Genomic DNA, 14189 nt, shown 5'->3' with positions numbered 1-14189 from the left:
TCGCCTGAAGGCCAAGAAGGGTATTCGGTGGGCGAATGTCGATAGTGTTTCCGCGCTTTGCAGATTATCGTGCTGGCAATCTGTCCATTCCTCGGAGTTTGCCCATGAGTGACGCCCACGCTGCGTTGATCACCCGCTTCTATCAGGCTTTCCAGCGCCTCGACGCCGAGGCCATGGCTGCGTGTTACACCGACGATGTGGTGTTCAGCGACCCGGCCTTTGGTGAGTTGCGTGGGCGCGATGCTGGCGACATGTGGCGAATGCTGACCACCCGCGCCAAAGACTTTTCGCTGACTTTCGACAACGTTCGCGCCGATGAGCGCAGCGGCGGTGCGCATTGGGTGGCGACGTATTTGTTCAGCCAGACCGGCAACATCGTGGTCAACGATATCCAGGCACGCTTCGTGTTCCGAGACGGCAAGATTTGCGAGCACCACGATCATTTCGATCTGTGGCGCTGGTCGCGTCAGGCCTTGGGTTTCAAAGGTTTGCTGCTGGGCTGGACGCCTCTGGTGCGCAACGCTGTACGTGCCCAGGCGCTGAAGGGACTGAAGGCATTTCAGGCCGGTCGCTGATAAGATCGCGGCCTGTTTCCTACGCGTCTTGATCCCGAAGTGACCAGCCTTAGCGAAAAATCTGTCGATGTTGTCGAGCCAGTGAGCAAGTCCTGGTTCGTCTACCTCGTGCGCGCGGCCAACGGTTCGTTGTATTGCGGGATCAGCAACGATCCCGCGCGCCGTTTTGCCAAGCACCAGAGCGGCAAAGGCGCGCGCTTCTTCCTGTCCAGCCCGGCCACGGCATTGGTTTACACCGAGCTTTGTCGCGACAAGAGCGACGCTTTGCGGCAGGAGCGGTTGATCAAAAAACTTCGCAAGAGCGCGAAGGAGTGTCTGGTCGCGTCTTATCAATCTGACTGATCAGATTCTGTCGGGTGGTAGAAATCCTTGCGGATAGAGACGACTACCATGCAAATGGCAGGCAAAAAAAAGCCGCCTTGCGGGGCGGTTTTTTTCGTAAACCTCGGTTTGCGGCCGGGATTACTGTTCTCACTGGATACACTAGCGTGGGTGAAGATTATTCGTCTTTTTGCCATCGAGCAAGCCTGAGGCGATTTTTGGAAGAGCGCGATTTCAGATCGATTTGTTTAAACGGCGGTTCTGAAACGCGATTACTCTCCATCCGCTCGCATGACAGTGCAGCTAGTGAGGCTTGGCTGATTGGCGTAACGGTTTCATGCCCTCTGACACGGAGTTGCTCCCGTGCCGGAATGATTTTTCGAAGGGTGTCTCAATCGGCCGCCTCACTGGATACGCTAGCGTGTATTCCGAAGGCGTACACGGTCCGGTAAGCGCGCTGGAGGTTTGGTCCCCCGACTGGAGGCCAAAACGTATGAAGCTATTGCTGCGTACTCTGAGCCTCGTATGGAGATCGTTTAAAGCGGTTCGCTTTTACGAATTCCTGCGAGATCACTTCGATGACTTTATGTAAGGTTTATTGAGGTGAGAACGACCGCCTCGGTTTCGGCTGAGGCGGTTTTTTTCGTTCGGGGGCCACACTCGTCTTATCAATCTGACTGATCGGTTCCCATCAGCCAGATCTGTAGGCTGCTAAGTAAATGCGCGCTAAGCTGCCGACTCACTTTCTGAGCAGCGGAGCCGAGCATGTCCGAGTTGATTCTTCATCATTACCCGACCTCTCCATTTGCCGAGAAGGCCCGTCTGCTGCTGGGCTTCAAAGGTCTGTCCTGGCGCTCGGTAAATATCTCGCCGGTAATGCCGAAACCGGATCTGACCGCCCTGACCGGTGGTTATCGCAAAACCCCAGTGCTGCAGATCGGCGCTGACATCTATTGCGACACTTCGTTGATCGCCCGCCGCCTGGAGCAAGAGAAGGCGCAGCCGTCGTTTTTCCCCGAAGGTCAGGAGATGACCACCGCCAGCTTCGCGACGTGGGCCGACTCGGTGGTGTTCCAGCATGCCGTCAGTCTGGTGTTCCAGCCGGAATCGGTTGCCGTGCGTTTCGGCAAATTACCGCCAGAAGCGATCAAGGCGTTTATGGCCGACCGTGCCGGCCTGTTCAGTGGCGGCAGCGCCACGCGTTTGTCTACCGAGCAGGCCAAGCATCAATGGCCGACGATCATGGCGCGTCTGGAGCAGCAGTTGCAGCGCGAGCAAGGTGACTTCCTGTTTGGCGGTCCATCGATTGCCGACTTTGCTTTGGCGCACCCGATGTGGTTTCTCAAGGCGACCCATGTGACAGCGCCTCTGGTGGATGAGTATCCAGCCGTCGTCGCGTGGCTGGGACGTGTGTTGGGCTTCGGGCATGGCGCTGCGAGCGAAATGACGTCCGAGGAGGCGCTGGAGGTTGCACGCAATGCGACGCCAGCGGCATTGCCGGATGAACAGTTTGTTGATCCGAACGGGTTCAAGGCAGGCCAGCAGGTGGCAATTGCCGCGACGGATTACGGGGTTGATCCGGTGGTGGGTGAGTTGCTGTTTGCCGGTCGTGAGGAGCTGATCGTGCGTCGCGAAGACGAGCGTGGCGGCGTGGTGCATGTGCACTTCCCGCGCTTCGGTTTCCGTATCGAAGCACGCTGATTTTTCAAGTCAGATGCAAACCTGTGGGGGCGAGCCTGCTCGCTCCCACAGTTATTTCAGGGCAGCGAGGATCTCGTCCGGATCAAATCCTCGAATCAACGTGCCATTCACATCGATCAGCGGAATCCCGCGTCCACCCAGTGCCTCGTACGCCTTGCGCGCCTCGGCATCCTTCTCGATATCGAATTCCTTGAACGCAATCCCCTTGCTGTCGAGAAAGCGTTTGGTCTGCTTGCAGTAGCCGCACCAGTCTGTGGCATAGAGCACGACATTAGCCTGCGCCCGCGTCTGCTCAGCAACCATCTGCGACGGGTTGAACACCCGCTCGATCTTGCCCCAGTTCTGATAAACCACGACCACCAGCAGAACCAGCGCGACCTTCTTCAGCACATTGCCGAGCATCAGTTGCGGCGCTTCAGCTGATCGGTCAGCGAGGTTGGCAGACCCTTGATCATCAGGGTGCCGTTCTCTTCGTCGTACTCGATCTTGGAGCCCAGCAGGTGCGCCTCAAAGCTGATCGACAGACCTTCGGCGCGACCGGTGAAGCGGCGGAATTGATTCAAGGTGCGTTTGTCCGCCGGTATCTCTGGCGACAGGCCGTAATCCTTGTTGCGGATGTGATCGTAGAAGGCTTTCGGGCGTTCTTCGTCGATCAGCTCCGAGAGCTCTTCCAGGCCCATTGGCTCGCCAAGTTTCGCCTGGCTGCTGGCGTAATCGACCAGCGTCTTGGTTTTCTCGCGAGCGGACTCTTCCGGCAGGTCTTCGCTCTCGACGAAGTCACTGAAAGCCTTGAGCAGGGTGCGGGTCTCGCCCGGGCCGTCGACGCCTTCCTGGCAGCCGATGAAGTCGCGGAAGTATTCCGAAACCTTCTTGCCGTTTTTGCCTTTGATGAACGAGATGTACTGCTTGGACTGCTTGTTGTTCTGCCACTCGGAAACGTTGATCCGCGCGGCCAGGTGAAGCTGGCCGAGGTCGAGGTGGCGTGACGGGGTCACGTCCAGCGAGTCGGTGACGGCCACGCCTTCGCTGTGGTGCAGCAGAGCGATGGCCAGGTAGTCGGTCATGCCTTGCTGGTAGTGGGCGAACAGCACGTGGCCACCGACCGACAGGTTCGACTCTTCCATCAGCTTCTGCAGATGCTCGACCGCCACTTTGCTGAATGCGGTGAAGTCCCTGCCACCTTCCATGTACTCCTTCAGCCAGCCACTGAACGGGAACGCGCCAGATTCCGGATGGAACAGACCCCAGGCTTTGCCCTGTTTGGCGTTGTAGCTCTCGTTGAGGTCGGCGAGCATGTTCTCGATGGCCGCTGACTCCGCCAGTTCAGAATCACGGGCGTGCAGAACTGCGGGCGTGCCGTCGGGTTTTTTGTCGATCAGGTGGACGATGCAATGACGGATCGGCATGGGCTTCTCGGCTGTTGGATGGGAGGAGGGCAGGCTCCCCCGAAAAAGCGCCCAGTGTACCGCAATCACTGGTTTTGGCGCCGGGTGAAGGGCAAATCCTGGGCGCTGTGCGGCCCTTATGCAGTTTTTTACCGGTTTAGAGCAATAAAGCTGACCAAATGGGTAGCTAGAGGCGGATATTTCCTTGTCTCTGTGCTAGTTTTGCCCGGTCTTACGCGAAGTCACTGCGTTAAGCGTGCAATCAGCATTTGTCAGGTCGAACCAAACCCTGATTTCGGTATCTATAACCCGACTCGTCGCGGTTATCGCCGAGGGTGCCAGATCCAGAAGATCGGGCTCGATGGCTGACACTGCACTCTGCAATCCATATGAATTTGATAGGGAAGGAACACTACATGGCTCTTACTAAAGACCAACTGATCGCCGACATCGCTGAAGCTATCGACGCGCCGAAAACCACCGCGCGTAACGCTCTGGACCAACTGGGCCAAATCGTTGCCGATCAGCTGGAAAACGGCGGCGAAATCACTCTGCCAGGTATCGGCAAGCTGAAAGTGACCGAGCGTCCTGCCCGCACTGGCCGTAACCCTTCGACTGGCGCTGCCATCGAAATCCCTGCGAAGAAAGTGATCAAGCTGGTTGTGGCCAAAGGCCTGACCGACGCTGTGAACAAGTAAGACGCAGCAATAAAAAACCGTGCACCGGAGCGATCCGGGCACGGTTTTTTTGTGTCTGCGATTTGGCGATGCCGCGCGATCCCATGTGGGAGCGAGCCTGCTCGCGAAAGCGGTGGGTCAGTCGATATTAAAGTTGACTGACACGCCGCCTTCGCGAGCAGATTTGACCTGCGTCGGTCAATGCGATGTTTAGCGCGTCCAGCGCTCGCGACGCCAGATCTGCTGTTCGGACTTGGTCTGGAAGGTCCAGGCCACGAAACGGCTCTGTTTCTGCCCTTGAGACATTTCCACCACTTGGCTTTCCAGTACGCCAGCCTTTTTCAGCGCGGTTTCGATGGCCGGCAGGTTGGAGGCTTTCGACACCAGTGTGCTGAACCACAGCACCTTGTGCTGGAAATTGGCGCTTTCGGCGATCAGTTGCGTCACGAAACGCGCTTCACCCCCCTCGCACCACAGCTCTGCCGACTGGCCGCCGAAGTTCAGCACCGGCAACTTGCGTTTCGGATCAGCTTTACCCAGTGCGCGCCATTTGCGCTCGCTGCCCTTGGTCGCTTCGTCCATCGAGGCATGGAACGGCGGGTTGCACATGGTCAGGTCGAAACGCTCGCCTGGCTCCAGCAAGCCGATCAGGATGTGCTTGCGATTCTCCTGCTGGCGCAGCTGGATGACCTTGCTCAGGTCGTTCGACTGGACAATCGCCTTGGCGGCTGCAACGGCCGTCGGGTCGATTTCCGAGCCGAGGAAGTGCCAGCGGTATTCACTGTTGCCGATCAGCGGATACACGCAGTTGGCACCCATGCCGATGTCCAGCACATTGACGATCGCACCGCGCGGCACCTTGCCGTCGTTCATGCTCGCCAGCAGGTCCGCAAGAAAGTGCACGTAATCGGCACGGCCCGGAACCGGAGGGCAGAGGTAGTCTGCCGGAATGTCCCAATGCTGAATGCCATAGAACGACTTGAGCAGCGCACGGTTGAACACGCGCACCGCGTCGGGGCTGGCGAAGTCGATGCTTTCCTTGCCGTACGGGTTGGTGATCACGAACTTCGCCAGTTCCGGCGTGGTTTTGATCAGTGCCGGGAAGTCGTAACGACCCTGATGGCGATTGCGCGGGTGCAGGCTGGCCTTTTCCCGCGGTTCCACGGCTTTGGCCGAGGTGGCGGAATCAGGCTTCTTGCGCGGCGGGCGAGGTGTACGGGGGGCGTTCATGGGCGTGGTCGATTCGGGTATGGCTGAAAGTGGTGGGTATTGTCCCACATTGACGACTTATACGCCGAACCCATGTCGGAGATGCCGCAGGGCATGTGTGGCGGGCATAAAAAAGGGAGGCCATTACGGGCCTCCCTTTTTCATTGCGATTTGCCGTTACAGGCTGGCAATCCGCGCGTGCTGCTCGGCCAGTTTGCCCAGGGCCTGTTCAGCCTCGGCCAGTTTGGCGCGTTCCTTCTCGATGACTTCGGCCGGGGCCTTGTCGACGAAACCGGCGTTGGACAGCTTGCCGCCAACCCGCTGGACTTCGCCCTGCAGACGCAGGATTTCCTTGTCCAGGCGCGCCAGTTCAGCAGCCTTGTCGATCAGGCCGGCCATCGGCACCAGCACTTCCATCTCGCCGACCAGTGCGGTGGCGGACAGCGGTGCTTCTTCGCCAGCGGCCAGGACGGTGATCGATTCCAGACGCGCCAGCTTCTTCAGCAGCGCTTCGTTCTCGGTCAAACGGCGCTGGTCTTCGGCACTGACGTTTTTCAGGTAGATCGGCAGTGGTTTGCCCGGGCCGATGTTCATCTCGCCACGGATGTTACGCGTGCCGAGCATCAGCTCTTTGAGCCACTCGATGTCGCTCTCGGCAGCCGGATCGATGCGCTCTTCATTGGCCACTGGCCAAGGTTGCAGCATGATCGTCTTGCCCTGAATACCGGCCAGCGGTGCAATGCGCTGCCAGATTTCTTCAGTGATGAACGGCATGAACGGGTGCGCCAGACGCAGCGCCACTTCCAGTACGCGAACCAGCGTGCGACGAGTGCCGCGCTGGCGCTCGACCGGAGCGTTTTCGTCCCACAGCACAGGCTTGGACAATTCCAGATACCAGTCGCAGTACTGGTTCCAGATGAACTCGTACAGCGCTTGCGCCGCGAGGTCGAAACGGAACTGATCCAGTTGACGGGTGACTTCGGCTTCGGTGCGCTGCAGTTGCGAGATGATCCAGCGATCTGCCAGCGACAGCTCGTAGGCTTCGCCGTTCTGACCGCAGTCTTCGCCCTTGTCCAGAACATAACGCGCGGCGTTCCAGATCTTGTTGCAGAAGTTGCGATAGCCTTCGACGCGGCCCATGTCGAACTTGATGTCACGACCGGTAGACGCCAGCGAGCAGAAGGTGAAGCGCAGGGCGTCGGTGCCATAGCTGGCGATGCCGTCGGCGAACTCGTCGCGGGTCTGCTTCTCGATCTTCTTCGCCAGTTTCGGCTGCATCAGGCCCGAGGTGCGTTTCTGCACCAGCGTTTCCAGGTCGATGCCGTCGATGATGTCCAGCGGGTCAAGGACGTTGCCCTTGGACTTGGACATCTTTTGGCCTTGGCCGTCGCGCACCAGACCATGCACGTAGACGGTCTTGAACGGCACTTGCGGCGTGCCGTCTTCGTTCTTCACCAGGTGCATGGTCATCATGATCATCCGGGCGACCCAGAAGAAAATGATGTCGAAACCGGTGACCAGCACGTCGGTGGAGTGGAATTTCTTCAGGAACTCGGTTTTCTCCGGCCAGCCGAGGGTGGAGAACGTCCACAGACCCGAACTGAACCAGGTGTCGAGAACGTCGTTGTCCTGTTGCAGCGCAACGTCCGGGCCAAGGTTGTTCTTGGCACGCACTTCGGCTTCATCGCGACCGACGTAGACCTTGCCCGACTCGTCGTACCAGGCCGGAATCCGATGGCCCCACCACAACTGACGGCTGATGCACCAATCCTGAATGTCGCGCATCCACGAGAAGTACATGTTTTCGTATTGTTTCGGCACGAACTGGATGCGGCCGTCTTCGACAGCGGCAATCGCAGGCTCTGCCAAAGGCTTGGTCGACACGTACCACTGGTCGGTCAGCCACGGCTCGATGATGGTGCCGGAGCGGTCGCCTTTCGGCACTTTCAGGCCGTGGTCGTCGACGCTGACCAGCAGGCCGGCGGCGTCGAACGCGGCAACGATCTGCTTGCGCGCTTCGAAACGATCGAGGCCGGCGTATTCAGCCGGGATCTTGCCGTCGATGCTCTCGTTCAGTGTGCCGTCGAGGTTGAACACCTGGCAGGCCGGCAGTACGTGGGCATTCTTGTCGAAGATGTTCAGCAGCGGCAGGTTGTGGCGCTTGCCGACTTCGTAGTCGTTGAAATCGTGGGCCGGGGTGATTTTCACGCAGCCGGTGCCGAATTCAGGATCGCAGTAATCGTCGGCGATGATCGGGATGCGACGGCCAACCAGTGGCAGTTCGACAAACTTGCCGATCAGGGCTTTGTAGCGCTCGTCGTTCGGGTTTACCGCGACGGCGGAGTCGCCGAGCATGGTTTCCGGACGGGTGGTCGCGACGATCAGGAAATCGTTGCCTTCAGCGGTTTTCGCGCCGTCAGCCAGCGGGTACTTGAGGTTCCACAGGAAACCTTTCTCGTCGTGGTTTTCCACTTCGAGGTCGGAAATGGCCGTGTGCAGCTTGGTGTCCCAGTTGACCAGACGCTTGCCGCGATAGATCAGACCGTCTTCGTGCAGGCGCACGAACGCTTCTTTAACCGCTTCGGAGAGACCGTCGTCCATGGTGAAGCGCTCGCGGCTCCAGTCAACGGACGAGCCGAGGCGACGGATCTGACGGCTGATGTTGCCACCGGATTCATCTTTCCATTCCCAGATTTTCTCGAGGAATTTCTCGCGGCCGAGGTCGTGACGGCTCTGGCCCTTGGCTTCGAGTTGACGTTCCACCAGCATCTGCGTGGCGATACCGGCGTGGTCGGTGCCCGGCTGCCACAGGGTGTTACGACCCTGCATGCGGCGGAAACGGATCAGAGCATCCATGATCGCGTTGTTGAAACCGTGACCCATGTGCAGGCTGCCGGTGACGTTCGGCGGCGGGATCATGATGGTGTAGGAATCGCCCGCGCCTTGCGGGGCGAAGTAGTTCTCGGACTCCCAGGTGTTGTACCAGGAAGTTTCAATGGCGTGCGGCTGGTAGGTCTTATCCATGCGCGGCGGGACCCTATTGGCATTTATTCAGGAAAAGCCGGGAAGTATAGCCGTGGGGGCAGCTGCAAGCTACCAGCCACAAGCTGCAAGGAGAGAGTGGTGGTTGCTTTGGCTTTGGCTTGCAGCTTAAAGCTTGCCGCTCGTAGCTGCGGCGAGTAGCCGTTCCATCCGCGCATCGAGGCGGCGTTTGATTTCTGTTTCGATGTGCGGGGCGAAGTCGTCGATCACGTCTTGCATGATCAATTGCGCAGCGGCGCGCAATTCGCTGTCCAGGTGTAGCAGGGCATCCGGGCCTTTATCGACAGAGGCTGCAGGTTGCGCAACCGGTGCCGGTGGCGGCTCAGCGGCTGAGGGTACGTTGCCGACCGAGTCGAATAGCATCGGAATCTGTTCCTGCTCACCGTCATCGACCGTGTCGGTCAGCAGTGGCGGTTGCAGGTTGTCATCGCCGAGCAACTGGCGGATTGATTCGAGATCATCCAGCAAGTGCGCGGACTTTTGCTGCGGTTTCGGAGTGTCCATTGGAATGCTCAGAGTCGCTGTAAACGGTGATCTTGCAGAGGATAGCCCTGTTCGCGGTAGAAGCGAAAACTCTCCCGCGCAGCGGCGCGAATGGTCGGATCTTCTACCACCACTTCCGCCACACGGGCGAATTTGCTGGCGAAAGCCGGGACCTTCAGGTCGAGATTGACCAGCAGGTCTTGATGCTGACCACAGTCATCGCCCAGCCCCAGGACAATCAAACCGTCCGGTTCGCTGTCGGCCGGGCCATGCGGTACGAAGCTCTCGCCCTTGAACGCCCACAGGCGTGCATCGAGATCGTCACGCTGAGCGGCGTCGCTGCAATGCAGGTAGATGCGGTGGCCCATGCGCCAGGCTTTTTCGGTGAGCTTGCAGGCAAAGTCCAGGCGCGCGGAAGGATCGGCGCTGGGCAGGATATAGAAGTCGACTTTGGTCGTTGCGATTCCAGAGCGGCAAGCGGCGTCACCCGAAAGTGACGCCGCTCGTCAGCGGTTTCAGGCTTTGGCGCGGTCCAGCAGGTATTGGGTCAGCAGAGGCACCGGACGGCCAGTGGCGCCCTTGTCCTTGCCGCCGCTGGTCCACGCGGTGCCCGCGATGTCCAGGTGCGCCCAGTTGAGGTTCTTGGTGAAACGCGACAGGAAGCACGCAGCCGTGATGGTGCCGGCCTTCGGCCCGCCAATGTTGGCGATGTCGGCGAACGGGCTGTCCAGCTGTTCCTGATACTCGTCGAACAACGGCAGTTGCCAGGCGCGGTCGTCGGCAGTCTGGCCAGCGCTGAGCAGTTGACCGATCAGTTCGTCGTTGTTGCCCAGCAGGCCCGAAGTATGGGCACCCAGAGCAACCACGCAAGCGCCGGTCAGGGTGGCGATGTCGATCACCGCTTGCGGCTTGAAGCGCTCGGAGTAGGTCAGGGCATCGCACAGCACCAGACGGCCTTCGGCGTCGGTGTTGAGGATTTCCACGGTCTGGCCGCTCATGGTGGTGACGATGTCGCCCGGACGGGTCGCATTGCCGCTTGGCATGTTTTCGGCGCAGGCGAGGATGCACACCAGGTTGATCGGCAGTTTCAGCTCGAGTACGGCACGCAGGGTGCCGAACACGCTGGCAGCACCGCCCATGTCGTACTTCATTTCGTCCATGCCGGCGCCCGGTTTCAGGCTGATGCCGCCGGTGTCGAACGTGATGCCTTTACCGACCAGCGCGTAGGGCTTTTCGGATTTCTTGCCGCCGTTGTATTGCATGACGATCAGGCGTGGCGGCTGTTCGCTGCCCTGGCCGACGGCGTAGAACGAGCCCATGCCCAGGGATTTGATCTTCTTCTCGTCGAGGACTTCGACTTTCAGATCCTTGAACTCTTTGCCCAGATTCCTGGCTTGCTCGCCAAGGAACGTCGGGTGGCAGATGTTCGGCGGCAGGTTGCCCAGGTCGCGGGTGAAGGCCATGCCGTTGGCGATTGCAGTGGCGTGGGTCACGGCGCGCTGCACTTCGGCTTGTGCAGCCTTGATGGTCAACAGGGTGATTTTTTTCAGGGCGCGCGGTTCGGCTTTCACGCTTTTGAACTGATCGAAGCAGTATTTGCCGTCGACCAGTGTTTCGGCCAGCAGACGGGTTTTACCGTAGCTGTCGCGACCCTTGACGATGACTTCGTCCAGCGCCAGCACGGCATCGCTGCCATTCAGGCCTTTCAGGGTGTTGAGGATGCCGGCCACGATTTTGCGGAACGGGCGATCGCCCAGTTCTTCATCTTTGCCCACACCTACCAGCAACACGCGCTCGGCTTTGAGGTTCGGCAGGCTGTGCAGCAGCAGGCTCTGACCGACCTTGCCGGACAGATCGCCACGCTTGAGGACGGCGCTGATGGCGCCACCGCTCAGTTCGTCGACCTGTTTGGCAGCAGCGCCGAGTTTGCGGCCTTCGCCGACGGCAACCACCAGGGTGGCGGTTTTCAACGTTTCTGGGCTAACGCTTTTTACAACCAGTTCCATGTCCGGATCCCTGAATGAATGGTCAACACGCAGGCGTTCGACGGTGTCCGCATTCGCCTGCTTATAAATAGAAGAGCGCAGGCCAAAGCCTGCGACAAGGGCCGCAGTTTGAACCTCGCTCCCCGCGCCTGACAACCCTAGGGGGCGTTCTCAATTAGTTTCCACACCGCGTTGTCGCCTTAACGCAGGCCATGCAAGGCGCAGGCCGCGGGGAATGGTGGTCCCTTTCCAAGGCCTGCAACGCAGATTGGCCGGCTTTAAGGCGCAACCCGGCGCGGAGTGAAAACCAATTGAGAGCGCCCCCTAGGTTGCACGATCTTCAACGTATTGCGTGCGAGGATGAGTGTGCGCAGTGACAGGCGCCCTCAATCACAGGATAATGCCGCATCTTTTTCCGACGGCTCTGCGTTGCGGGCCGGTCGGTGTGTTTGCTTGTTTGGCCGCCTTAGCCTGACAACCCTGGAGTGTCTGGTTTGATCGTCTTCCGTTATCTGTCCCGCGAAGTTCTGTTGACCCTCAGTGCCGTGAGTGCGGTGCTGCTGGTCATTATCATGAGCGGTCGCTTTATCAAATACCTCGCGCAGGCCGCTGCCGGTCAGCTCGATCCGGGCTCGCTGTTCCTGATCATGGGCTTTCGCCTGCCGGGCTTCCTGCAACTGATTCTGCCGCTGGGCCTTTTCCTCGGGATCCTGCTGGCCTACGGTCGCCTGTACCTCGAAAGCGAAATGACCGTGCTCTCGGCCACCGGCATGAGCCAGCAGAAGCTGCTGCGCATGACCCTGTTTCCGGCGACGCTGGTTGCGCTGGTCGTGGCATGGCTGAGCCTGGGCCTGGCGCCGCAAGGTGCCAACCAGTTCCAGTTGCTGCTGAACAAGCAGGACGCGCTGACCGAATTCGACACCCTGGAGCCTGGTCGCTTCCAGGCCCTGCGCGACGGCACTCGGGTGACTTACACCGAAACCCTGAGCGATGATCGCGTCAACCTGGGTGGCGTGTTCATCTCGCAGAAGAACCTCGGCGCCGATCAGAAGGACCGCGGGATTTCCGTGCTGGTAGCCGAGTCGGGTCGTCAGGAAATCCGCCCCGACGGCAATCGCTACCTGATCCTCGATAACGGCTATCGCTACGACGGCAGCCCGGGCCAGGCTGATTACCGCGCCATTCATTACGAGAACTATGGCGTGCTGCTGCCCAAGCCGGACGTCAGCGAAGAAGTCACCGACCGTGACGCCATGCCGACGTCGTCCTTGCTGGGCAGTGACGACATCCGCTCCAAGACCGAACTGCAATGGCGTCTGTCCTTGCCGTTGCTGGTGTTTATCGTGACCCTGATGGCGGTGCCGCTGTCGCGAGTCAATCCGCGTCAAGGGCGCTTCCTCAAGCTTCTGCCGGCGATTCTTCTTTATATGGCTTACCTGACCATCCTGATTGCCGCGCGCGGCGCCCTTGAAAAAGGCAAGATCCATCCGACGCTCGGCTTGTGGTGGGTGCATGCGATCTTCCTGTTCATCGGCCTCGGCCTGCTCTATTGGGAGCCGCTGCGCCTGAAGATGGCCAGCCGTCGTGCCGCTGCGCTGGAGGTGGCCCGTGGTTAAACTCGACCGCTACATCGGCAGCAGCGTGTTCATGGCGATCATCGCTGTGCTGGCGATCATTCTCGGCCTGGCGACACTGTTTGCCTTCATCGATGAAATGGGCGACGTCAGCGAAACCTACACCTTGGTTGACGTGCTGGGCTTCGTGCTGCTGACCGCACCGCGTCGTCTTTACGAAATGCTGCCGATGGCGGCGTTGATCGGCTGTCTGATTGGCCTCGGCAGTCTGGCCAGCAGCAGTGAGCTGACCGTGATGCGCGCCGCGGGTGTGTCCATCGGCCGTATCGTGTGGGCGGTCATGAAGCCAATGCTGGTGCTGATGCTGGCCGGCGTGCTGATCGGCGAATACGTCGCGCCAGCTACTGAAAGCATGGCCCAGGCCAACCGCTCGCTGGCTCAGGGCAGTGGCGACGCGCAAAGCGCCAAGCACGGCATGTGGCACCGTCAGGGTGAAGAGTTCATCCACATCAACGCCGTGCAACCCAACGGCCTGTTGTATGGCGTGACCCGCTACCACTTTGACAAGGAGCGCCACCTGCTGAGTTCGAGCTTTGCCAAGAAGGCTGAGTTCGACGGCGATCACTGGCAGCTCAGCGACGTGTCGACCACCAAGTTCAATGAGCGCAGCACTGAAGTCGTGAACATGCCAACCGAGCGTTGGGATGTGGCACTGAGTCCGCAATTGCTCAGCACCGTGGTCATGGCGCCGGAATCGCTGTCGATCAGCGGTTTGTGGGGTTATATCCACTATCTGGCTGAACAGGGCCTGAGCAATGGTCGTTACTGGCTGGCATTTTGGGTCAAGGTGTTGCAGCCGCTGGTTACCGCTGCGCTGGTACTGATGGCGATCTCCTTTATCTTCGGCCCGTTGCGTTCGGTGACCTTGGGTCAGCGTGTGTTCACGGGTGTGTTGGTGGGCTTCACCTTCCGCATCGTCCAGGATTTGCTCGGCCCATCGAGCCTGGTGTTCGGTTTCTCGCCCTTGTTTGCGGTACTGGTACCGGCCGGGGTCTGTGCGCTGGCGGGTGTCTGGCTGCTTAGACGAGCCGGTTGATGAACAAGTTTTCATCCACTGTTTAACCTTGAAAACGCCTCGGTCGACAGATCGGGGCGTTTTTGCATGCAATCCGGGTGACAGGTGAACGTGACGCTTGCGCCGTGTATCAGGTACAATTCCCGGCTATTTTTCGGCGGG

13 protein-coding genes are annotated in these 14189 nt (G+C 59.5%); 6 read left to right on the top strand and 7 right to left on the bottom strand.

The window, feature by feature from the left end; genetic code table 11:
- Window positions 1–104 precede the first annotated feature (104 nt).
- The 3 genes from JJD74_RS02230 to JJD74_RS02220 all read left to right on the top strand — a co-directional run bounded on the left by JJD74_RS02230 (window position 105) and on the right by JJD74_RS02220 (window position 2597).
- On the top strand, window positions 105–575 hold the full coding sequence (locus JJD74_RS02230; RefSeq protein WP_150597499.1) for a nuclear transport factor 2 family protein: 471 nt from the start codon (window positions 105–107) through the stop codon (window positions 573–575).
- Window positions 576–614: 39 nt separating this feature from the next.
- Window positions 615–917 (top strand): GIY-YIG nuclease family protein, encoded by a 303-nt coding sequence (locus JJD74_RS02225; protein ID WP_042557776.1) that lies wholly within the window; start codon window positions 615–617, stop codon window positions 915–917.
- A gap of 744 nt (window positions 918–1661) precedes the next feature.
- Entirely contained in the window at window positions 1662–2597 is a 936-nt protein-coding gene (locus JJD74_RS02220; protein ID WP_047299838.1) for a glutathione S-transferase family protein, read from the top strand.
- A gap of 51 nt (window positions 2598–2648) precedes the next feature.
- Here the strand turns inward: JJD74_RS02220 and JJD74_RS02215 are convergent, their stop codons facing one another.
- Complete coding sequence (locus tag JJD74_RS02215) at window positions 2649–2999, bottom strand: glutaredoxin family protein (protein ID WP_008083649.1); 351 nt, start codon at window positions 2997–2999, stop codon at window positions 2649–2651.
- Entirely contained in the window at window positions 2999–4003 is a 1005-nt protein-coding gene (gene yejK / locus JJD74_RS02210; protein ID WP_042557778.1) for a nucleoid-associated protein YejK, read from the bottom strand. Before yejK ends, JJD74_RS02215 begins: the two co-directional genes overlap by 1 nt.
- A gap of 395 nt (window positions 4004–4398) precedes the next feature.
- Here yejK and JJD74_RS02205 point away from each other — a divergent pair, with 395 nt between their 5' ends.
- Window positions 4399–4680 carry an HU family DNA-binding protein gene (locus JJD74_RS02205; protein WP_003221909.1) on the top strand — a complete coding sequence of 94 codons (282 nt, stop codon included), beginning with the start codon at window positions 4399–4401 and terminating at the stop codon, window positions 4678–4680.
- 189 nt (window positions 4681–4869) lie between these two features.
- Here the strand turns inward: JJD74_RS02205 and rlmF are convergent, their stop codons facing one another.
- The 5 genes from rlmF to JJD74_RS02180 all read right to left on the bottom strand — a co-directional run bounded on the left by rlmF (window position 4870) and on the right by JJD74_RS02180 (window position 11399).
- Entirely contained in the window at window positions 4870–5889 is a 1020-nt protein-coding gene (rlmF, locus tag JJD74_RS02200; protein WP_150594940.1) for a 23S rRNA (adenine(1618)-N(6))-methyltransferase RlmF, read from the bottom strand.
- 156 nt (window positions 5890–6045) lie between these two features.
- Window positions 6046–8892, bottom strand: coding sequence for a valine--tRNA ligase (locus tag JJD74_RS02195; protein WP_042557780.1), 2847 nt, complete (start codon window positions 8890–8892; stop codon window positions 6046–6048).
- 126 nt (window positions 8893–9018) lie between these two features.
- Window positions 9019–9414 (bottom strand): DNA polymerase III subunit chi, encoded by a 396-nt coding sequence (locus tag JJD74_RS02190; RefSeq protein ID WP_200610971.1) that lies wholly within the window; start codon window positions 9412–9414, stop codon window positions 9019–9021.
- Window positions 9415–9422: 8 nt separating this feature from the next.
- On the bottom strand, window positions 9423–9857 hold the full coding sequence (locus JJD74_RS02185; RefSeq protein ID WP_200611468.1) for a DNA polymerase III subunit chi: 435 nt from the start codon (window positions 9855–9857) through the stop codon (window positions 9423–9425).
- Between the two features lie 51 nt (window positions 9858–9908).
- Window positions 9909–11399: a leucyl aminopeptidase gene (locus JJD74_RS02180; RefSeq protein WP_200610968.1), complete on the bottom strand. Its 1491-nt coding sequence runs from the start codon at window positions 11397–11399 to the stop codon at window positions 9909–9911.
- Window positions 11400–11872: 473 nt separating this feature from the next.
- On the opposite strand from JJD74_RS02180, the gene lptF reads away from it, so the two are divergent.
- Window positions 11873–12994, top strand: coding sequence for an LPS export ABC transporter permease LptF (gene lptF / locus JJD74_RS02175; protein ID WP_042557784.1), 1122 nt, complete (start codon window positions 11873–11875; stop codon window positions 12992–12994).
- On the top strand, window positions 12987–14048 hold the full coding sequence (lptG, locus tag JJD74_RS02170) for an LPS export ABC transporter permease LptG (protein WP_042557785.1): 1062 nt from the start codon (window positions 12987–12989) through the stop codon (window positions 14046–14048). Before lptF ends, lptG begins: the two co-directional genes overlap by 8 nt.
- Window positions 14049–14189 lie beyond the last annotated feature (141 nt).

It is taken from the genome of Pseudomonas sp. MF6776 (assembly GCF_016613125.1).
Classification (GTDB): domain Bacteria; phylum Pseudomonadota; class Gammaproteobacteria; order Pseudomonadales; family Pseudomonadaceae; genus Aquipseudomonas; species Aquipseudomonas iridis.
The sequence above is the reverse complement of the archived record's forward strand: the minus strand, read 5'-3'. Positions and strand labels throughout refer to the sequence as shown.